At 61.6% G+C, this 20,316-nt stretch carries 22 protein-coding genes; 10 read left to right on the forward strand and 12 right to left on the reverse strand.

Annotated elements, in window-relative coordinates:
- Positions 1 to 44: 44 nt before the first annotated feature.
- The 6 genes from AC1DWQ_RS11165 to AC1DWQ_RS11190 all read right to left on the reverse strand — a co-directional run bounded on the left by AC1DWQ_RS11165 (position 45) and on the right by AC1DWQ_RS11190 (position 6,194).
- The gene (locus tag AC1DWQ_RS11165; protein WP_477669708.1) at positions 45 to 1,556 is read right to left on the reverse strand and encodes a tripartite tricarboxylate transporter permease; all 1,512 of its coding nucleotides are present in this window, start codon (positions 1,554 to 1,556) and stop codon (positions 45 to 47) included.
- Between the two features lie 12 nt (positions 1,557 to 1,568).
- A complete protein-coding gene (locus AC1DWQ_RS11170) occupies positions 1,569 to 2,054 on the reverse strand; it encodes a tripartite tricarboxylate transporter TctB family protein (protein ID WP_477669709.1) in 486 nt (161 codons plus the stop codon).
- Between the two features lie 152 nt (positions 2,055 to 2,206).
- Positions 2,207 to 4,009, reverse strand: coding sequence for a type IV pilus assembly ATPase TfpB (tfpB, locus tag AC1DWQ_RS11175; RefSeq protein WP_477669710.1), 1,803 nt, complete (start codon positions 4,007 to 4,009; stop codon positions 2,207 to 2,209).
- 54 nt (positions 4,010 to 4,063) lie between these two features.
- Positions 4,064 to 4,831 carry a class I SAM-dependent methyltransferase gene (locus tag AC1DWQ_RS11180; protein WP_477669711.1) on the reverse strand — a complete coding sequence of 256 codons (768 nt, stop codon included), beginning with the start codon at positions 4,829 to 4,831 and terminating at the stop codon, positions 4,064 to 4,066.
- The gene (locus tag AC1DWQ_RS11185; protein WP_477669712.1) at positions 4,831 to 5,352 is read right to left on the reverse strand and encodes a DNA-deoxyinosine glycosylase; all 522 of its coding nucleotides are present in this window, start codon (positions 5,350 to 5,352) and stop codon (positions 4,831 to 4,833) included. Before AC1DWQ_RS11185 ends, AC1DWQ_RS11180 begins: the two co-directional genes overlap by 1 nt.
- Complete coding sequence (locus tag AC1DWQ_RS11190; RefSeq protein WP_477669713.1) at positions 5,349 to 6,194, reverse strand: TatD family hydrolase; 846 nt, start codon at positions 6,192 to 6,194, stop codon at positions 5,349 to 5,351. Before AC1DWQ_RS11190 ends, AC1DWQ_RS11185 begins: the two co-directional genes overlap by 4 nt.
- A 229-nt stretch (positions 6,195 to 6,423) precedes the next feature.
- Between AC1DWQ_RS11190 and AC1DWQ_RS11195 the strand changes: the two genes are divergently transcribed.
- From AC1DWQ_RS11195 to AC1DWQ_RS11230, 8 genes are all read left to right on the forward strand, one after another.
- On the forward strand, positions 6,424 to 7,500 hold the full coding sequence (locus AC1DWQ_RS11195; protein ID WP_457279531.1) for an extracellular solute-binding protein: 1,077 nt from the start codon (positions 6,424 to 6,426) through the stop codon (positions 7,498 to 7,500).
- Between the two features lie 14 nt (positions 7,501 to 7,514).
- Positions 7,515 to 8,618: an ABC transporter ATP-binding protein gene (locus tag AC1DWQ_RS11200; protein WP_477669714.1), complete on the forward strand. Its 1,104-nt coding sequence runs from the start codon at positions 7,515 to 7,517 to the stop codon at positions 8,616 to 8,618.
- Between the two features lie 12 nt (positions 8,619 to 8,630).
- Complete coding sequence (locus AC1DWQ_RS11205) at positions 8,631 to 9,536, forward strand: ABC transporter permease (RefSeq protein ID WP_477669715.1); 906 nt, start codon at positions 8,631 to 8,633, stop codon at positions 9,534 to 9,536.
- A 13-nt stretch (positions 9,537 to 9,549) separates the two neighbouring features.
- Complete coding sequence (locus tag AC1DWQ_RS11210) at positions 9,550 to 10,410, forward strand: ABC transporter permease (RefSeq protein ID WP_477669716.1); 861 nt, start codon at positions 9,550 to 9,552, stop codon at positions 10,408 to 10,410.
- Positions 10,411 to 10,628: 218 nt separating this feature from the next.
- Entirely contained in the window at positions 10,629 to 11,573 is a 945-nt protein-coding gene (locus AC1DWQ_RS11215) for a S1C family serine protease (protein ID WP_477669717.1), read from the forward strand.
- Positions 11,574 to 11,594: 21 nt separating this feature from the next.
- A complete protein-coding gene (locus AC1DWQ_RS11220; RefSeq protein ID WP_477669718.1) occupies positions 11,595 to 12,617 on the forward strand; it encodes an AAA family ATPase in 1,023 nt (340 codons plus the stop codon).
- A gap of 114 nt (positions 12,618 to 12,731) precedes the next feature.
- Positions 12,732 to 13,682 carry a DUF58 domain-containing protein gene (locus AC1DWQ_RS11225; protein WP_477669719.1) on the forward strand — a complete coding sequence of 317 codons (951 nt, stop codon included), beginning with the start codon at positions 12,732 to 12,734 and terminating at the stop codon, positions 13,680 to 13,682.
- A 21-nt stretch (positions 13,683 to 13,703) separates the two neighbouring features.
- Complete coding sequence (locus tag AC1DWQ_RS11230; RefSeq protein WP_477669720.1) at positions 13,704 to 14,801, forward strand: VWA domain-containing protein; 1,098 nt, start codon at positions 13,704 to 13,706, stop codon at positions 14,799 to 14,801.
- 89 nt (positions 14,802 to 14,890) lie between these two features.
- On the opposite strand, the gene AC1DWQ_RS11235 is transcribed toward AC1DWQ_RS11230, so the two are convergent.
- Positions 14,891 to 15,106, reverse strand: a complete 216-nt coding sequence (locus AC1DWQ_RS11235; protein ID WP_477669721.1) for a glycine zipper 2TM domain-containing protein — start codon at positions 15,104 to 15,106, stop codon at positions 14,891 to 14,893.
- A 310-nt stretch (positions 15,107 to 15,416) separates the two neighbouring features.
- Entirely contained in the window at positions 15,417 to 15,908 is a 492-nt protein-coding gene (locus AC1DWQ_RS11240) for a VOC family protein (RefSeq protein WP_477666150.1), read from the reverse strand.
- Positions 15,909 to 16,168: 260 nt separating this feature from the next.
- Here AC1DWQ_RS11240 and AC1DWQ_RS11245 point away from each other — a divergent pair, with 260 nt between their 5' ends.
- Both AC1DWQ_RS11245 and AC1DWQ_RS11250 read left to right on the forward strand, forming a co-directional pair.
- On the forward strand, positions 16,169 to 16,570 hold the full coding sequence (locus tag AC1DWQ_RS11245) for a hypothetical protein (protein WP_477669722.1): 402 nt from the start codon (positions 16,169 to 16,171) through the stop codon (positions 16,568 to 16,570).
- A 70-nt stretch (positions 16,571 to 16,640) separates the two neighbouring features.
- Positions 16,641 to 17,132 carry a hypothetical protein gene (locus tag AC1DWQ_RS11250; protein ID WP_477669723.1) on the forward strand — a complete coding sequence of 164 codons (492 nt, stop codon included), beginning with the start codon at positions 16,641 to 16,643 and terminating at the stop codon, positions 17,130 to 17,132.
- A gap of 39 nt (positions 17,133 to 17,171) precedes the next feature.
- On the opposite strand, the gene AC1DWQ_RS11255 is transcribed toward AC1DWQ_RS11250, so the two are convergent.
- Genes AC1DWQ_RS11255 through AC1DWQ_RS11270 form a run of 4 tightly spaced genes read right to left on the reverse strand, consistent with a single transcriptional unit; the run spans position 17,172 to position 20,102 of the window.
- Complete coding sequence (locus tag AC1DWQ_RS11255; protein WP_477669724.1) at positions 17,172 to 18,383, reverse strand: hypothetical protein; 1,212 nt, start codon at positions 18,381 to 18,383, stop codon at positions 17,172 to 17,174.
- Positions 18,384 to 18,397: 14 nt separating this feature from the next.
- Complete coding sequence (locus AC1DWQ_RS11260; RefSeq protein ID WP_477669725.1) at positions 18,398 to 19,162, reverse strand: hypothetical protein; 765 nt, start codon at positions 19,160 to 19,162, stop codon at positions 18,398 to 18,400.
- Between the two features lie 34 nt (positions 19,163 to 19,196).
- The gene (locus AC1DWQ_RS11265; protein WP_477669726.1) at positions 19,197 to 19,781 is read right to left on the reverse strand and encodes a hypothetical protein; all 585 of its coding nucleotides are present in this window, start codon (positions 19,779 to 19,781) and stop codon (positions 19,197 to 19,199) included.
- A 45-nt stretch (positions 19,782 to 19,826) separates the two neighbouring features.
- Positions 19,827 to 20,102, reverse strand: coding sequence for a DnaJ domain-containing protein (locus AC1DWQ_RS11270; RefSeq protein WP_477669727.1), 276 nt, complete (start codon positions 20,100 to 20,102; stop codon positions 19,827 to 19,829).
- Positions 20,103 to 20,316: the final 214 nt, after the last annotated feature.

Here is a 20,316-nt window from a genome sequence, read left to right on the forward strand (position 1 = left end):
AAGGTGCCTTTTTTCGCATGCGCTTTCGCGCCGGCTCCTGTCGATTATTCCTCGACGAAAGCTTCTTCCCGTTTGTTTTTGATGCTCGGCAGCAACACGATGACCAGCAGCAGCAAGGCAGCTCCCAGCAGCCCGGCCGACAGCGGACGCGTCACAAACACGCTCCAGTCGCCGCGCGAAAGCAGCAGGGCCCGGCGCAGGTTCTCTTCCATCATGGGGCCCAGGATGAAGCCCAGCAGCAAGGGAGCTGGTTCGCAGCCGAGCTTGACGAACATGTAGCCGATCACACCAAAGATGCCCACCATCCAGATGTCGAAGGTGTTGTTGTTGGTGGAATACACGCCAATCGCGCAGAAAAGCACGATGGCCGGGAACAGGTAGCGGTAAGGCACGGTCAGCAGCTTGATCCACATGCCGATCAGCGGCAGGTTCAGGATCACGAGCATCGCGTTGCCGATCCACATTGAGGCGATCAGGCCCCAGAACAGTTCGGGGTTGCTGGTCATGACCTGGGGGCCGGGCTGGATGTTGTGGATCGTCATGGCGCCCACCATCAAGGCCATCACGGCATTGGGTGGAATACCCAAAGTGAGCAACGGAATGAAAGACGTCTGCGCGCCGGCGTTGTTCGCCGACTCGGGTGCGGCCACGCCGCGGATGTTGCCCTGGCCGAAAGGCACCTCGCCCGGCTTCGACTTGATCTTCTTTTCCAGTGCATAGGCAGCGAAGGCCGCGAGCAGCGCGCCACCTCCCGGCAAAATGCCCAGTGCAGAACCCAGGAAGGTACCGCGCAGCACGGCCGGCAACATGTTCTTGAAGTCCTCCTTGGTCGGGAACAGGCCCGACACCTTGGCGGTGAACACCTCGCGCTCATGCTCAGGCTGCGCCAGGTTGCTGATGATTTCGCCGTAACCGAACACACCCATGGCGATGGTCACGAAGCCGATGCCGTCGGTCAGTTCGGGAATGTCAAAACTGAAGCGGGCCACGCCGGAATTCACGTCAGTGCCGACAAGGCCCAGCAGCAGGCCCAGCACGATCATGGCAATCGCCTTGAGCAGCGAGCCGGAAGCCAGCACCACGGCGCCGATCAGGCCCAGAACCATCAGGGCAAAATATTCAGCAGGGCCGAATTTGAAGGCCAATTCGGTCAGCGGCGGCGCAAATGCGGCCAGTATCAAGGTGCCTACGCAACCGGCAAAGAAAGATCCCAGGCCTGCCGCGGCAAGCGCGGGCCCGGCCCGGCCTTTTCTTGCCATCTGGTACCCGTCAATACAGGTCACCACTGAAGAGGATTCCCCCGGCAGGTTCACCAGAATGGCGGTGGTGGAGCCACCGTACTGGGCGCCGTAATAAATACCGGCCAGCATGATCAGCGCCGACACGGGTGGCAGCGCATAGGTGGCCGGCAACAGCATGGCGATCGTAGCCACGGGGCCAATGCCCGGCAGAACCCCAATCAGGGTGCCCAAAATACAGCCGATCAGGCAGTACAACAAATTGATGGGCGTGAATGCCACGCCAAAGCCTATCGACAGGTGAGACAGCAATTCCATTTTTTATTCTCCTTAGCCGATAAAGAATGGCCAGACCGGGAACTGCAACTTGAGCAGAACGACAAAAGCGAGGTAGCTGCCGATGGCCAGCACCGTCGCAAGAATGAAAGTGTTTTTGACCTTCCAGCCTTCTTCAGCCATGCTGGAAATGAAGGTCAACGCATAAATCGCCACGATCATGCCCATGGCTGGAATCTTGATGCTCGGCAAACCGGCCAGCAAAATGCCGAATAGCAGATTGGCCAGGATGATGAAGGAGAGGGGCTTCCAGGCCCATTTGCCGATCTTGTCGCCGCCCACGGTTTCCACGACCAGTGCCTTGAAAGTGATCGCGGCCCCCAGAACAGTCATCAAAATACCCAGCATGAGGGGGAAGTAACCCGGTCCCATACGGGCACCCTCACCCACGTTGTAGGTGGTTGCCCCCCATGCGAACGCCACACCGACGCCCATGAACATGAGGCCGGAGAAAAAGTCTTTCTGACTCTTGATATTCACGGCTGTCTCCTCAATACATATATAAAAGAAAGAATCGGTGGATTGTGCATTCAATCACCCGGCCCCCGCCATGTGGCTTTCACTTACCTTTCGTAATCTTTTGGCTTACCTCTTGCTTACAACGGGCCGGCCGTTGTAAAAGGCCCAAGGACTCAGGCCAAAGGCGGGGTGGAGGCCAAAATTTCCTCGATGGTTGTCAGGCCCTCTGCCACTTTCAACGCGCCGGCCAACCGAAGCGGGCGCATACCTTCACTGACCGCCTGGCGGCGCAGCGCATCGATATTGGGCTCTTTCGAGACTTTTTCCTTGAAGCCTTCCGTGACGGTCAGCAGCTCATAAAGACCCATACGCCCACGGAAACCGGTCATCCGGCAATCCACACAGCCCACCGGCTTGTACGGCCGGTAGCCGCCGCTGATTTGCCAGGGTTTGACCAGGTCGGCGAGCGTTTCGCGTGAGGCGGCCTCATCAGGCTGGCGGCAATTGCTGCACAAGGTGCGTACCAGCCGCTGGGCCAGCACACCCAGCAAGGTGGCGTTGATCAGGTAAGAAGGAACCCCGAGTTCCATCAGGCGGGACACCGCCGACGGGGCGTCATTGGTATGCAGCGTGCTGAAAACCAGGTGGCCGGTCAGCGCGGCTTGCACCGCCATCTCGGCCGTCTGCAGGTCGCGGATTTCGCCCACCATGATGATGTCCGGATCCTGCCGCATCAGCGCGCGCAGCCCCTCGGGGAAATCGAAATCCAGGTGCGGCTGCACCTGCGTCTGGTTAAAAGAGGCCTCGATCATTTCGATCGGGTCTTCAATCGTGCTGACGTTGACTTCTTCAGTCGCAAGCCGCTTGAGCGTGGAATAAAGCGTGGTGGTCTTGCCGGAACCGGTAGGCCCGGTGACCAGCACAATGCCATAGGGCCGCTTGACCAGTTGTTCCCAGCGTTCGGCGTCGTGCTGCGAAAAACCCAGGGCATCCAGGTCCTTGACCGTGGTGTCCGGATCAAAAATACGCATGACCATCTTCTCGCCGAAGGCTGTGGGCAAGGTGGACAGGCGCATCTCAACTTCGTCGCCGCGCGGGTTGCGGGTCTTGATGCGGCCATCCTGCGGTCGGCGCTTTTCCACCACATCCATGCGGCCCAGCAGCTTGATGCGGGCGGTCATGGCGTTGTGCACGCCCATGGGCAGTTGATAAACGGGATGCAGCACGCCGTCGATGCGAAAGCGGATCACGCCCTGCTCGCGCCGCGGCTCGAGGTGGATGTCGCTGGCGCGCTGGTCAAAGGCGTACTGCCAGAGCCAATCCACCACCTGCACCACGCCCTGGTCATTGGCGTCCAGCTGCTTGTTGCTTTTGTTCAGCTCAACCAGTTGTTCAAAGCTCGCCGATGTCGACCCGCCGCCGGCCTTGATCGCTGCCTTGACGGATTTGGCCAGGGCAAAAAATTCGGCGGTGAACTTGGTGATTTCGAGGGGGCTGGCAACCACAAGGCGCACGCTGCGCTTGGCCTGACGTTCGACCTCCTGCACCCAGTCAGTCACGAAAGGCTCCGAAGTGGCAATCACCACCTCGCTGGGGGTCACCTGCACCGGCAGCACCTTGTGCCGCTCGGCATACATGGCCGACATGGTGTCCGCCACCTTGCCCACGTCCACCTTGAGCGGGTCAATCCGCAGGTAAGCAAGGCCGGCCCGTCCGGCCAGCCATTGCGTGATCGTTTCCATGTCCAGGGGTTTGCCGTCGGCCAGGCGTGTCATGCCGACACTGGCAAGCCGCGTCAACGGCGGCTGCGCGCTTTGCACCTGGGAGCAGCGTGCAATCGTGCGCTGGGCTTCAGCGGCGCTGATGACGCCGTCTTCGCTGAGCCACTCAACCAGCATGCGCCAGCCCAGCGGCCCGGCAGGGGGCTTTTTCACATGCAGGTCTTTGGGGTGTTTGGGGTGCGTCACGGCGCTCATGGGTCGCACTGTACCCCATCCACCTGGGTCTTTACCATCCGTGCGGCCGCATCATCACGCCGCCGGTGCAAAGAGCCGCAGCCATTTTTTGGCGGGTAGCTTCCAGCACGACTCAATGACACCGGCTTGCTGCAACAGGTCGGACCGCTCGGGACGCGTCGGATCGCGTTGGGCCAGCACCACAGTGTTGCCTTCGCGCGTCGGCCGGAACGCCCAGACCGCTTCGGGCCCGAACGCTTCCGCGATTTTTGTCAGCGACTGCACGTAACTGGAATCGCGGCCAAAAAGATTCACCGTCATCACGCCGTCTTCCGCCAGAAGCCCGCGGCAGTCCTCGTAAAAATCCGCGCTGTCCAGCACCGGTGCCGCCGCCTCGTGGTCATACAGGTCGACATGCAGAAAGTCCACCGTTCCCCGGTGCACAGGTTTTTTGATTTCCAGCGCCGCATCAGCTTCAATGACATGCAGCCTCAGGTCGTCCCGCGGCAGCTTGAACCAGAGCCGGCAGGCCGTGATCACCTGCGGATTGATTTCAATCGCCGTGGTTTTCATGCGCAGCTTTTTGTAGCAAAACTTGGTCAGCGCGGCAGAGCCCAAGCCCAGCTGCATTGCGTGCTTTTTGGACACAGCCGCCGCGTCGGTGAACAGCAGCCCCGCCATCATGCGCTGCACGTATTCCAGCTCGATGTCATACGGTGCATCGCGCAGCATGGAGCCTTGCACCCATTCGGTGCCCAGGTGCAAAAAGCGCACCTCGCCGTAGTCGGAGAAATTGACTTCGGGCAACTCAGCCACCGTTTTTTCTGTTTCTTTTTTCGACATCAAACCAATCCATGCTTTTCAAAAACTTCACGCCAGGCTGCGAGTTTGCGCTCAAAGCTCCATGATGCGTTCGCCGGGCTGGTAGAAGGCAGTTTGTAGACCGGCAGGCCCAGCTGCAAGGTGTGCTTCGAATGCTTGAAACTTTCGCCGCCATTGTGGGCAATCGCTTCCAGCGCCGGACACAGTCGCCGCAGGCTGGCGAGGTCATTGACCTGCGCATTGCGGATCGCGCTGTCCAGGCTGCCCTCGCGTTCACAGGCAGCGTACACGTCCCACAGGCCAAGCCCTTTTGACAAAAGCCATTCGCTACGAATTTGATAGCTGCTACCGCCCGTCCCCATTGGCCCATCGGGCCAAATGGTTTGCAAAATCTTCCAGAAATGGTTTTGCGGGTGGCCGTAATACTGCTGCGCAGCCAGCGAGGCGGCGCCCGGAAAGCTCCCCAGTACCAGCAGGCGGGTGCCGGGAGAAACCAGCGGCGCCAGGCCCGCCAACACAGGTTTCGCGGTGCCCTTTTTCACGCCAGAAGGGCTCCCAGTTTCGGCAGCGCCCGCAATGCGTTGGCAGTCGTTGCGGCCGCCAGCGACGCGAGCGGAATTCCCCGCAAATCCGCCACCTGCTGCGCAATGCGCGGCAACTCGCCCGGCTCATTGCGGCCCTGGGCCTGGCCCGTTTCGCGCTCTGCCGCTGTTTTGTAGATCCAGTGCGGCGGAATGTCGGGCGAATCCGTTTCCATCACCAGCGCCTCCAGGGGCAGTTCCGCCGCCAGGCGCCTGAGTTGCAAGGCAGGCTCAAACGTGACGGCGCCGCCAAAGCCCAGCTTCAGGCCCAGCTTGATAAATTCTCCCGCCTGCTGTTCGCTGCCATTGAATGCGTGGCCGATGCCGTGCCAGCCGCCCTCGGGCGCCAGGTCGCGCAGGTGCTTGAGCAACTTGTCAGCCGATCGCCGCACGTGCAGGATGACCGGCAGGCCGTGCTTGCGCGCCAGCTTGAGTTGTTCACGGTAGAAGTGCTCCTGGCGTTCACGTATAGGGCTTTGCGTCAGGGCAGGCACAAAATAATCAAGGCCGATTTCGCCCACCGCCACCAATCGCGGATCAGACCGCCTCAACGCAAGTTCGTTATCCAGTGTCTGCAGGTCGGCGTCTTGCGCCTGGGGCACACACAGCGGATGGATGCCCAGCGCATAGCTGTCGGAAAACCGGTGCGCCAGCACACGGACTGCCTCGAAATTGAACACGCCCACGGCCGGCAGCACGCAGTGTGCAACGCCTGCAGCGGCCGCCCGCGCACGAACTTCAGCGACATCGGCGGCCAGTTCACCGGCGTCAAGATGGCAGTGTGTGTCTATCCAGAAAGTCATTCAGTCAATGCGGTAGGGCACCCGGGATGCAAAAAGAAAAGGTGCAGGAAAAGGAACAACCTGGCGCAGGCCTTGCTTGCAGAAGATGTTGACACAGAAATGAAATCGGGACACGCTATGCTTTTTTTGAGGAAATGCACGCGCAATTCGTTACCGTTTTTTTGCCGCTGATCTCTTTTCGTCAACCACTGTCTACCACCGTCGACTGATAACACAAGGAAAAGCCAACATGAAATTATCCCGTCTGATGAGCCACATTCTCGGAGCCGGCCTCGTTGTTTCAAGTATGGCCAGCCCCGCCTGGGCACAAGACCAGAAGTTGCGGCTGATTACCTGGGCCGACTATGTGCCGGCTGATGTCGTGGCGCAGTTCAAGAAAGAGACCGGGATCGACGTTGAGCTCACGCTGTCCAATAACGAAGAAATGATTTCCAAGCTGCGCGCCACCGGCGGCGCCGGCTTTGACCTGGCCCAGCCCTCGCAGGACCGCATCACCGGCCCGCAGCAGGAGTTCGGCATCTACAAACCCATGGACCTCAGCAAGATCAAATCCGATCTGTTCATCCCGTCCATGCTGGAAGCCACCAAGAAAAACACCACGCTGGACGGCAAGGTTTATGGCCTGCCGCACATCTGGGGCACCGACGGCCTCGTCGTCAATACCAAGCTGGCCAAGATGACCGACTACCCCGACCTGTGCAAGGCCGACGTCAAGGGCAAAACCGCCGTGCGCCTGAAGCGCCCCACGCTGCTGGCCTTCGCCTTTGCTTCCGGCAAAGACCCGTTTGCGCTGTACAAGGACCCGAAAGCCTACGGCGCGCTGATGGACGAAGTCGGCAAGACCATGATTGCCTGCAAGAGCAACATCAAGTTCTACTGGGACAACAAGGACCAGCTGCTCAACGGCATGCGTGCCGGCGAAGTGGTGGGAGCCATGATGTGGGATACCGGCGGCTGGAAGCTCAATGCCGAAAAACCTGAAATCCAATACATCGCACCGAAGTCGGGCGCACTCGGCTGGATCGACACCTTCGCCATCCCGGCCAAAGGCCGCAACGATGCCGCCGCCTACGCCTGGATCAACTTCAATATGCGCCCCGAGATTGCCGCAAAAGTGGCAGGCTCTGCCGGCAACTTCACCGCCTCCAAGGGAGCCGACCAGCTGGCCGATCCCAAGCTGAAAGCCCAGTTCGCCGCCAGCTTCCCTGAAGCCGCGTTGAAAAACGTGAAGTGGTATCCCGCAGTGCCTGCCGGCATCGAGGACATCGAAGGCCGCGTATTAGACCGCGTGAAAGCAGCCCAATAACCGGCCTATCACCGGTGCACGCAGACCTTCAAGCCGAACACGTCGGTAAAACCTACGCCGGCCAGCCCGCAGTCAAGGACTTGTCCTTTTCCGTGGAGCGCGGCAGCTTCTTTTCCATCCTCGGCCCATCGGGCTGCGGAAAGACGACGCTGCTGCGCATGATCGCCGGCTTTCTGTCGCCCGATGCGGGCCAGATCCACATCGGCGGTAAACCCATGAACGGCGTGCCGCCCAACCAGCGGCCCGTCAACATGGTGTTCCAGCACCTGGCACTGTTCCCCATGATGTCGGTCGGTGAAAACGTTGGCTACGGCCTGGCACGGCGCGGCCTCTCGCGCGCCGACATCGCCGGCAAGGTCGGCGCCATGCTTGAACGCGTGAGCCTGCCCGGCATGCAGGACAAGCGGGTCGACCAGCTATCGGGCGGGCAGCGGCAGCGCGTGGCGATTGCGCGAAGCCTGGTGCTCGAGCCCACCTTGCTGCTGCTCGACGAACCCCTGGGAGCGCTGGATTTGAAGCTGCGCGAGCACATGAAAGTCGAGCTCAAGCAACTGCAAGCGGCCTTCGGCACCACCTTTGTCTACATCACGCACGACCAGTCCGAGGCATTGGTACTGTCCGACCATGTCGCGGTCATGAATGCCGGCAGCTTTGAGCAGGTGGGTACACCGCAAGAGCTGTACTACCAGCCGCAAACACCTTTCGTCGCGGGCTTTGTGGGCGCCAACAACAAGCTGCAAGGCAATGCTGCTGCGGGCGCAGAGCCCGGCAACGCGGTGGCGCTGACAACCGGCCAGGGCCTGGCCATGCGGGCCCGCGCAGTCGGGAAAATCCTGACCGGCCAAGCCGTGCAGGCGTTTGTGCGGCCCGAAGCGATCAGCCTGGCCCGCGACGCCGCTGAGCTGCCCGCTGACCACACCGCCTACGCGGGCCAGGTTGAGAGCCTGCTCTTCGACGGCGCAAACTCGGCCATATTGCTGCGCGAAACCACCAGCCGCACGGAATTTCGCATCGCGCTGCCGCAGACCGGCCGCTTTGCCGACTTGCGTGTCGGTGAAACGGTGGCCTTCAGCTTCGACCCCGCACAAGCCACCTGTTTTGGGACAGCCGGCGCCTAGCGCCTGCAGATCATGCAAGCCGCAGCCGCCATGCCCGCAGCAAATGCCGGATCCGCATCGGCGCAGGCCAGGCTCATCCTGCTGTTGTTGCTCGCGCCGGCGCTGATCTGGCTGGTGGGCCTCATCGTGTTGCCGCACATCGACCTGGCCATCCTGTCGCTGCGCGAACGCATCGCACCGCGGCAATATGCACCCAGCATCGCGCAGTACCGCACTTTCATCGACGAACCGCTGTACTGGCACACCTTTGTGCGCACCGCCGTCATGTCCATCCTGGCCACGCTGATCACACTGCTGCTGGCGTTTCCCATCGCCTGGACGATTGCCAAGCTGGTGCGCGGCCGTGCCAAGTCGCTGCTGCTGGTGATGTGCCTGATCCCCTTCTGGGTCAGCGAAACCGTGCGCACCCTGGGCTGGATGATTCTGCTGCGCGAATCGGGCGTGCTGCCCGCCGTGCTGGTGCAGCTGGGCCTCACTGATGCACCTGTAGAGCTGCTCTACCGCGACGCCACCATCCTGGTCGGCCTGGTCTATACCTCCATGCTCTTCATGGTGGTGCCGCTAATCAGCGCCCTTGAAAGCCTGGACGACACGCTGATCGAAGCGGCGTATGACCTGGGCGGCAACGGCCCTTCCATCCTGCGGCAAATCGTCATTCCGCATGCCGCGCCCGGCATCCTCGCCGGCTGCATCGTGGTCTTCATGCTGACCTTGGGCAACTACCTCACGCCCACCTTGCTGGGCGGTAAAAATTCGCTGTGGTTTACCGAGCAGATTTACACCCAGTTCATCACGCGCTTTAACTGGGAGCAAGGCGCGGCGTTTGGATTTTTGCTGCTGGGTTTGTCAACAGCGATCGTCTGGCTTGGCCTTAAATTAACGGGCCAGAAATTCGGCGAAGTCATGCGCCGGTCATGATGAAGGGCACTGCATGATCGCCTCCCTGCCCCGCCCCGCCTGGCTGCGCGCCGGCACCGTGGCTTATGCCCTGGCGTTTTTTGCTTTCCTGTTCCTGCCGCTGGTGGTGGTCGCGGTGTTTGCCTTCAACGACGCACCCTATCCGGCGCCGCCCTGGCGCGGCTTCACGCTCGACTGGTTTTTTGGCAGCAAGTCCGGACGCACAGGCCTTTTTGCCGATCGCCCCATGCTCGCCAGCCTCTGGACCAGCGTGGTGGTGGCCGGCTGGGTCACGCTGCTGGCGGTGCTGGTGGGCACGACCAACGCTTTTTTGATTGAGCGCAGCCGCTTTCCGGGCAAACAAGCGCTGTCGATGCTGATGCTGGCGCCGCTGGTGATTCCCGGCGTCATCCTGGGTATTTCGATCCTGGCCTTTGCCAGCCGCCTGGCGCAGTTTGCCGACGACTGGTGGGGGCTGGAGCTGGATTTCCTGCGACCAGGGCTTCCGCTGGTGGTGCTGGGCCAGTTTTCCTACATCGTGTCCATCGCCACGCTCATCATTTCGGCCCGCCTGAAACGTTTTGACATCACCCTGGAAGAAGCCGCCTACAACCTGGGCGCCTCCCGCGCCGCGGTCTTCGCCACCATCACCCTGCCTTACCTGAAACCCGCGCTGATCGGCGCTGCAGCGATCTCGTTTTTGATGTCCTTCGAGAACTTCAACACCACGCTGATGCTGGTCGGCTCGGACGCGCCGTTGACCGTCATGATGTACGGCCGCATGCGCGAGGGCGCCACGCCGGTGCTCAATGCCGTCAGCCTGTTCCTGATGCTGGCCTCGGCGGCCCTGGCGCTGACCCTGCTGCGCAAGCCCGCCGACAGCCCTGGCGCCTGAAGCGCCTGAAACAGTCCAGGCCGCCCCAAAATCGGGCTCGAATCGAGCCCAGACTGCGCAGTAACAGGCGCTTTACAAAGCCCCCTACGCCTATACCCAAATCACGTGCACGGATGCACAAATCGTGATACGGTGCAACTGTAAATACGGGGCCTGAAGCAGGTTTTCACGCCCGGTGGTATCAGCCCGGTTTTGACATTGACCTCACAGGTGAACGGATGCGCAGGCCAGCCCTTTACAGCAGTTCAAACCGTCCGGCGCAGGGCGCGGGTGATGCCCAGACGCAACCGCCCGAGCAGGCTGCCGGCCCAGACGGCGCCATTCCAGCCCCCGCACCTTCCCGCTTCCCCCGCGCCTCCCGCCTGGCCAAACGGCTTGCCCAAAACCAGCTTTACCTGCTCTGGTCGGTCGTCGGCCTGCTGGCCCTGCTGCTGGCCATCAGCTTTGCCTCCCCGCTGCGGCCTGCGGCCCGCAAGCTGACGCAGGAAGACATCAACGCGGCCGTCCTCAAAACGCTGGAGACCACAGTCCTGCCCTCCCCCGGCACCCGGGCTTATGACACCATCATCCCCTCCGTCGTGCGCATCGTGGGGCTGGGTAAAGACAAGGACGGCAAGGAAGATGGCGAGCGCAGCGTGGGCACCGGCGTGGTCATCGTCGACAAGGGCATCATCCTGACCAACCTGCACGTGGTGCAGGGCGCAACAACCATCAAGGTCACATTCGCAGACGGCCTCGAATCCACCGCCAGCATCACCGGCGTGCAGCCCGAGAACGACCTGGCCGTGCTGCAGGCCCACAAGATCCCCGACGACCTGATTGCCGCCACCATGCGCTCCACCGCCGACCTGGCCCCCGGCGACCAGGTCATGGCCGTGGGCTACCCCTTCGGCATAGGCCCCTCGGCCTCGCAGGGCGTGATCTCCGGCCTCAAGCGCAACTTCCGCTCGCCCGAAGGCAAACAGATGATGAGCAACCTGATCCAGTTCGACGCCGCCGCCAACCCCGGCAACTCCGGCGGGCCGCTGGTCACCATGGACGGCGAAGTGGTCGGCATCGTGACCGCCATCTTCAACCCCAACCAGCAACGCACGTTTGTCGGCATCGGTTTTGCGGTGCCGATTGAAAACGCGGCCTCGGCCGCCGGCATGCCCCCCTTCTGAAGACTTTAAGGACATCGACGCATGGAACAGCACACGCCCGAACATTCCGCCACCGGCCATGACGCCACCGCGCTGCTGATGGAGCAGATCCTGTATGAAGTCAAACGCGTGGTGGTGGGGCAAGACCGCTTTCTTGAACGCGTCATGGTCGCCATCCTGGCGCAGGGCCATTTGCTGGTGGAAGGCGTTCCCGGCCTGGCCAAGACGCTGACCATCAAGACGCTGGCCAACACTGTGCAGGGCAACTTCAAGCGCATCCAGTTCACACCCGACCTGGTACCGGCCGATCTGGTGGGCACACGCATCTACAACCAGAAAACCGGCGAGTTCACCACCTCGCTCGGGCCGGTGTTTACCAACCTGTTGCTGGCCGATGAAATCAACCGCGCGCCCGCCAAGGTGCAGAGCGCGCTGCTGGAAGTGATGCAGGAGCGCCAGGTCACGATTGCCGGCATCACCCACAAGGTGCCCGAACCCTTCCTCGTCATGGCCACGCAAAACCCGATTGAAACCGAAGGCACCTACCCGCTACCCGAAGCGCAGGTCGACCGCTTCATGATGAAGGTGCTGGTGGACTACCCGACCGACGAAGAAGAATTCGTCATCGTCCAGCGCGTCACCGGCCCGGCCGTCGCCGTAAGCGCTGTCGCCACCACCGAACAGCTGGCCGCGCTGCAGGCCGAATGCCGCCGCATCTACGTCGACCCCTCGCTGGTGCAGTACGCCGTGCGCCTGGTCTCGGCCACACGTAACCCGACCAAGCATGGCCTCAAGGATTTGCAGCGCTTCATCACCTTCGGTGCCAGCCCGCGCGCCACCATCAACCTGACTGAAGGCGCCCGCGCGCTGGCCATGTTGCGCGGACGCAGCTACGCCCTGCCCGAAGACATGACCGACCTGGTGCCCGACGTGCTGCGCCACCGGCTGGTGCTGTCCTACGAGGCGCTGTCTGAAGGGTTGTCGGCCGACGGCCTCGTCGCGAAGATCATGGCCAAAATCCCGCCTCCAGCAAAACCACTAGAGCATGAAAAACTCGCCGCCTAGAAATGTGAGCCCCCACGCTCCGCCGCTTCGCGGGTCGCTGCCCCCCGAGGGGGCCGCCCGCCTGCGGCCCGGCAAAGCCGGTTCCGCGGCTCATGCTGGTTTCGGAGGATCGCCATGAGCGCACCTTCATCCAACGCAGAGCAGTTGCTGCGCCGGCTGGAGTGGACCGTGCTGCGCCGGCTCGACGGCCTGCTGCAGGGCGACTACCGCACCTTGCTGCGCGGCACCGGCATGGACCTGGCCGACCTGCGTGAATACCAGCACCACGACGACGTGCGTCACATCGACTGGAACGTCACTGCCCGGCTCGAGCAACCCCATGTGCGCGTGTTTACCGAAGACCGCGAAATGAGCGCCTGGTTCCTGCTGGACCTGAGCCCCTCGATGGACTTTGGCTCCAGCGAGCTGCGCAAGCGCAATGTGTCCGCTGAATTTGTCGCCGTGCTGGCCCGCATGCTGACGCGCCACGGCAACCGCGTGGGCGCCATGCTCTATGGCTCCGGCGTTGATGCCGTGATTCCCGCACGCGGCGGCCGCCACCACGTGCTGCATTTGCTGCACACCCTGCAGGCCCGGCCCGAAACCACAGACCTCGGCCCTACACGCCTGCACGAGTTGCTCGAGTCCGCGGCCAGCTTCATACGCAGGCGCTCCACCGTGTTTGTGGTGTCCGACTTCATCAGCGAACCCGGCTGGGAAAAGCCGCTGGGCCAACTCGCCCGCCGGCATGAAGTGGTCGCCGTGCGCCTGCTCGACCCGCTGGAGCTGGACTTGCCCGACCTGGGCCTCATTCCCATCCGCGACGTCGAAACCGGCGAGCAACTGCTGGTCGATACCCACGACGCGGGCTTTCGCAAACGCTTTGCACGCATCGCCGCCCAGCGCGAGGCCGAGCTGCGCCAGTCGCTGGCGCGTGCCGGCGTGGACACGCTGGAGCTTTCCACCGACGACAACCTGGTTGACGCCATCCTGCGGTTTACCGAGCTCCGCAAACGGCGCAGCCGTACATCAGGCGCCAACGCAGCAGGCGGCAAGCTGCCGGCCCACCTGAAACACGCCGCCTGAAGAAGCCGCCAAGGAACATCCATGAACTTCAGCTGGTTGACCTCTTTCATGTCAAAGCTTCCCCTGCCGACTTTCCTCTGGCCGGAATTTTTGTGGCTGCTGCTGGCCATTCCCCTGCTGGTGGCCGTGTATGTGTGGCTGCTGCGCCGCAAGAAAAAAATGGCGCTGCGCTACGCCAGCCTCTCCATCGTGCGCGAAGCCATGGGCCGCGGCCAAAGCTTTCGCCGGCATGTTCCGCCCCTGCTGTTTCTGCTATCCGTCGCCGCCATGCTGGTGGCGGCGTCACGCCCCTTTGCCGTGATCAGCCTTCCCTCGCAGCGCGAAACCATCATCCTCGCCATGGACGTCTCAGGCAGCATGCGCGCCACCGACGTGCAGCCCAACCGCCTGGTCGCCGCCCAGAACGCTGCCAAGGCTTTCCTGGCCGACCTGCCGCGCAATGTACGCGTCGGCATCGTCGCGTTTGCCGGCACCGCTGCCGTCGTGCAACAGCCTACCCTCAGCCGCGAAGACCTGACGGCAGCCATTGACAAATTCCAGCTGCAGCGCGGCACCGCCATCGGCAACGGCATTGTCGTGTCGCTGGCCGAACTGTTCCCCGACGCAGGCATCGACATCGCCTCCATGCAGTACGGAAGGGAAAAGCCCCGCGGCACATCGCTGGACCAGGCCCTGAACCCCGACAAGAACGCGAAGAAAGAATTCACCCCCGTCGCTCCCGGCTCCTATACCTCGGCCGCCATCATCCTGCTGACCGACGGCCAGCGCACCACGGGTGTGGATTCCATCGACGCCGCCAAGCTCGCAGCAGACCGCGGCGTTCGCATCTACACCGTCGGGGTGGGCACGGTGGATGGCGAAACGATTGGCTTTGAAGGCTGGTCCATGCGCGTCAAGCTCGACGAGGAAACCCTCAAAGGCATTGCCCGGGCAACACAGGCCGAGTACTTTTACGCAGGTACGGCGGCCGACCTGAAGAAGGTGTATGAAACCCTCAGTTCGCGCCTGGCGATTGAGAAAAAGGAAACCGAGGTCTCGGGGTTGCTGGCGCTGTTTGCCGCCGTGCTGGCACTAGTGTCTGCCAGCTTGTCGCTGCTGTGGTTTAACCGGATTCTTTGAAGGCTCCGGGCGTTCCCTCGGAGGGGAAACAGGGAAGCGGCGCCACTTGCATCTGACGTGCAAGCGAGCCACCGCATCCAGGACTTAACTTACCTCTTCGGTTTGGTGACCTCATGCCCTATCACACCGCCGACCGCGGCGCCGCCTACAGTCCCCAAGGCACTGCCACCCGTAAGAGCCGCGCCAGCCACACCGCCTACACCGGCGCCGATGGCGGTGTTTTTCTCCTGAGTCGTCATGCCGCTACAGCCCGCCAGGCCGGCAAGCACTACCGCACAAAGTGCAGTTTGTTTGATTCCAATCATTTCAGTCTCCTTGAGAACGTTAATGAAAGTGAAGAGAAAATGCCGCTTGATCACGCCGCCAACTCCTCTTCACGTGAATGAATCGCACACGGTTACCGGCTGCACGCCGGGGTGGCTTTTCATTGCTGGTGTCTTCATGCTAGGAGGCTGCGGGTTCGGTGGTGTAGGACGAACTCCCGATATCGGTACGTACTACGCCCGGTACCTCCGGAGGAAATTTCGCATGCAAATCACGTCCGGACCACTTCTCAAGCCTGAACAGGAGCGCACGCGCAGCGGGACGCAAACGCGCGTCATCCCATCAAGCGTCTCAGCCCCGGCGCGCCGCCTCTATCGCGGCGACGTCAATCTTTTTCATGGTCATCATCGCGTCGAACACGCGCTTGGCCACCTTGGGATCGGGGTCGGCTATACCGTCAGTGAGCGCGCGCGGAGTGATCTGCCATGACAGGCCCCACTTGTCCTTGCACCAGCCGCATTCGCTTTCCTGCCCGCCATTGCTGACGATCGCGTTCCACAAACGGTCGGTTTCGGCCTGATCATCGGTGGCAATCTGAAAAGAGAATGACTCGTTATGCTTGAAGAGCGGGCCACCGTTCAGCCCGATGCAGGGAATGCCGGCGACGGTGAACTCGACCGTGAGCACGTCACCCTGCTTGCCGTCGGGGTAGTCACCCGGTGCATAAAAGAGTTTGCCGACAGTGCTGTCGGGGAATGTTTTGGCATAGAAGTTTGCGGCCTCGACGGCACCACCGTCGTACCACAGACAGATCGTGTTCTTGCTGGTCTTTTTGCTGGCCATGTCGTGTCTCCTGAAAGGTTGGGTATTCGGCACCCGGCGCCCGCCACGGTGCAAAGAACCCCCATGGTATCCATCCTGCATACCTGATTTGTCGGATGGGACTGATGCCCTTGTAGGGATACGCCGATGCCCCAATGACAGCTGTGTGTTTGCCTATGCTCGTTCATATTGAGGAGGCGGTTGGCAGACTGGCCGCCTAGAATCAGTTTGCAGGCTCAGGCCCTTCCTTTCTTATCAAACTGAAACCCAAAGAATTCTTCATGCGTTACGCAGTCATCCTGTCAACATTGCTTCTTTGCTCCGCCTGCAGCAAAACATCGTCCCCACCCGCCGCCGTCATCCCGCCCAGAGTGCCCGCCACCACACCCGCCGCTACCACTGCCAATGCCACTGCGCTCGTATTACCCGACACAAAAGAGGCGACGCAAGCATTCCTTCTGATGATGGAGATGCAAGAGTACAAAACCGCTGAACTCAAGCTCGGCACCTGCATCCCGGCTGTTGATGCCAAGTACTCAGGTCAAATCGCCTGCACGGTGTCACTAAAAATTGGGGCTGGAAGTTCTGAAACCCAGGCAGATTTTTACCGTCGTGGTAATAAATGGGTGGCCCAACCGAGCAGCTCGCAAGATAGGTTGCCGTTTCCGGATCCCAAGCTTTGAACGTGATGACTAACAGTGTCGCTCTGCGGCCGAGTCTGGCCGCCGGCCATCTTCAACGCCACGCCTCAAGATGAAAATTTGCGCCGAATGTCAGTCGCCTGCCCCAGATGCACTTCTGGCGTGTTCCGCCTGTGGCTGCGGCATCTTCGTTGAACCAGATGCCCCGAACACCGAGAAGCGTGCTGATTCAGATTTCGTCGTGCTGCTTAAATGGTCGCTCGGCTACTTGCTATCTGCGGTGCTGTTGGGCGTGGTCACATCCATTTTGGCGAACATGCTGTTACGCAGCGGTCTCAGAGCGGCGGCAGAGGGAATGGTCACATCGCCCATCATGTTAATTCCTGTTCTCACGATACTGTTCTTTGCGTTCTATTCAAGTCGCTATCACAACCCCATCGCCCGGGCCGGCGCGCTGTACCTGGCAATCTCGGTTCTTGGACTCGGTGTGCACTTGCTAAGCTCCGGGCGCCCGGCCGAGTACATTGCCGCCGCGGCAAGCACCCTTTTCTTTGGACTGATTGGCACTGCCATCGCCTTCTTCTTCAGGCGGAAGGAGCCATAAGGCAAAACCCGCGCTCCCACCACCCCAGGCACAAACCGCCTATTGCACGTGGCATTCCCGCCGCAGTAAGGCCAGCGCGTCGTGTAGCGCATGAGCGGCATCGCTTTGCAGCGTGGCCTGCGCCTCTTCTACAAAGTCATCCCACAAGCTAGCGTAGGCGTCCTGGTGCTGCACCGGCGCGTGGTCCACGATGTACTCGTGGGCCAGCGCGGGCTTGAACCCGGATTTGCGGATCTTGCGCAGCAGGGTCGCGGCGCTTTTCTCGGTCAGCAGGGTCTTGGGCGCGGAGCCGGCGGCCACGCACAGGAACAGGGTCAACAGCGAACCATCGTCCGCATTGCCGCCGGTCACCTTGCTCCACACAGCGGATGCCTGACGGTCATGGTGATCGACCTCGTTCAGGCCGTCTTCAACCCAGAAATACCGGCCCATGAAGGCCGGGCTGCGGTCAAACAGCTGGCGCGGCGGCAAGGTCGCGTCGAGTATTTTTGGCGCGTCGGCCATCACGGACTGACGCACTGCCTCCACCACATCCCGCAGGTGGGCAGGCAGCTTTTTCGGAACGGCGAGCGGTAGCGCCGCCGGATCAGCCTCGTGTTTTTTGCGCAAGGCGGCAATCATCTTCTCGAACGCGACCCAGTCGGGCATCTCGGTGCGGCCCGTCGCCAGCACCAGCAAGGCGGTGCGAATCACCGCTTCGGCATCCTTGCCCGCGTCTTCGAGTTCGGCGGCGTCCATGCCCAGCTCTCCGGCAAGCCAGATGGCCGAATCCACAACCTGCGCCACATGGCTGCGCCTGGCAAGTTCGGCCTGGTAGTCGGCCAGGTTGCGCAGCGACCATTTGGCCAGCAGCGGAATGTGCCCGTCGGTGAAGCCGCCGCGTTCATTCATGCCGAAGTGGCTGTTTTGCGGCATGGCGATCAGGGCTTTGAGCATGTCCGAGCCACCCTTGGAGCGCGACAGCAGCGAGAAATCGCGCAGCGATTCAGCCGCTTGGTGGAGGTCCCCCTGGCAGGAATGTTCGAGGTACAGGCTGATCAGGTTCACCATGCGGTCACGGGCTTTTTCAAGGTCCGGGCGCAGGAACTCATTGCCGAAATAACGCGCAATCTGCACCATGCCCTTGGGGCCTTCGACCCGCATGGCTTCGATTTTTTCGGCATCGATGATGCCGTGCTGCACGCCGTATTGCAGTGCCTTTTCAAAAAAGGCGCGCGTATCGTAGAGCGAGATGACGGAAGGCGACGACATGGGCGTTTGCAAATTCAGATCGCCGATTCCTCGTCGGACTCACGCGCCGTCGGCGTGGCCTTGCCGCGATCGGTGTCGCCGGTCTCAACCTTGCCGTCGTCGTCCTGCACATCGTCCTCATTCTCTTCATTCTCCTCATCGGAAGCCGCCTTGTGCGCACTGCCCTTGGCGCGCAGCACCATCAGCGTTTCAATGAACAGGTCAGGTAGTTCGTAACGCAGCAGCCAGGCGAGCTGCATCCAGTCCTGGTCGGCGATCTCATCCAGCTGGACACGTGGCCTTTCGTAGGCCGAGGCCAGCAGCGCGGACTGGGACAGCATCTTGCCGTACTCGTCGGCCAGCTCAAAGCTGCCGCTGCGCGCAAAGGCCTCGACGCGGCTCCACTGGTCGGAAAAGTAATCAGCGAGGGCTTCGCTGCCACCGTCCAGGTCGCCAATCGCGGTGAGAAATTCCAGCGGGTCAGCGTCCTCCCGGAAGATCACCGCATTGACCATGCCACGCAGGTGCGTGCGGGTCAGGTCCTTGTAGAGCTTTTCAATCACCACGGCACGGGCAAACTGCGCGGGCGTGACCAGCAGGCTGACCACCGACTCCTTGGAGTTGTCGTACTCGCGAATGACGGCCAGGACGTCCTTGGGCGGCAACTGCTCCAGCACCACCATCAGCGCTGCATCACCTTCGGCGTCGGCCAGCCCGACCAGTGCAGCCTCGGCGCCGACGATGTCGCCGGCCGCAATCAGGCTTTGGGTTTTTTCGATCAGGGCGAGATGTGTTGTCATCAGTGTTTTACCTTCCAGGTCATGCTTGCTTGCGTCAGTCTTTGGCGTCAAAGCCCTGCTGGACCAGCCAGTCGGAACCTGCCTCGTGGCGTGCCCGGGCATCGGCGCTTTGCTCACGATCGTCATCGCCCTCAAACATCACCAGGGCGCCGTCACCGTTCTCATCACTGTCTTCGTCGTCATCGCCGTCACCATCTGCTTCGGCGCTCACGATGGACGCGGCCACCGGCAGACCGGCCATGTATTCCAGCCCCGCCGTCAGCGTCAGGAATTTCTCCCCGCCGGGCGCCTGCAGAACGATGTGCGCCAGGTCCTGAGCCCAGGGCGCCAGCACAAAGCCATCCGCCAGGCTGGCCCAGGCCGGAAAGCCGTCGGTCTCGACATCGTGGGTGAGCAGGTGTTCCATCACGTTTTTTTCCGTGAAATCAAACCCCTGGTGAAACACCACCGCCACCATCTCGGGGCTGGTGTCCATCATCTGGACCAGAAAGGCCATCTCCTGGCGTTTGCCGGCCAGGCGCTGGTGCAGCACGTCACGCCCCTCGGAGTCGAATCGCAGGTCGTCCATCTCGGACTGGTAGGCCGAACGCAGGTCGAGGAAATAGGGGGAGACACTCATGCTGCCGGGTTTTTCATGGGGTGTTCTTCTTTCGGTCAGCGAGGGTCACAGCAGTGGGTTGAAATAATCGGCCCAGATCACACGCGCCGTGTCTATCGGGCTGTCGAGCAGGTTGCGACGGCGGTTGTCGTCATAGGCCTGGCGCTTGTCCGCATCCGACAGCACCTCATAGGCCTGCTGCACCGCCCTGAAACGCTCAGGCGCCTCGGGGTTGGCATTTTTGTCCGGGTGCCAGAAGGAGGCTTTCTGGCGAAAGGCTTTTTTGACATCGGCCAGCGTTGCTGCGCTGTCCAGGCCGAGGGCGGTGTAGTGATCAGTCATGCAAAGGTGGCTGTGTCCTGGACCGCAGACAGGGAGCTGCACGGCATGTTGAAGACTCACGAAGTGAGGGGGAGTCGCCGGCGCGCGCGGCGGAGGGATCAAGGATTATGCCTGTCTGGCGGCGTGCAGGCTGGCGGCGGGAAAATGGCCTTGGTTCGCACTTGCCGCCAGCCCGATCAACATCTATTGCTTATCAATGCAGCCAGCCTCACCT

This window comes from Polaromonas sp. P2_G11 (assembly GCF_056403595.1).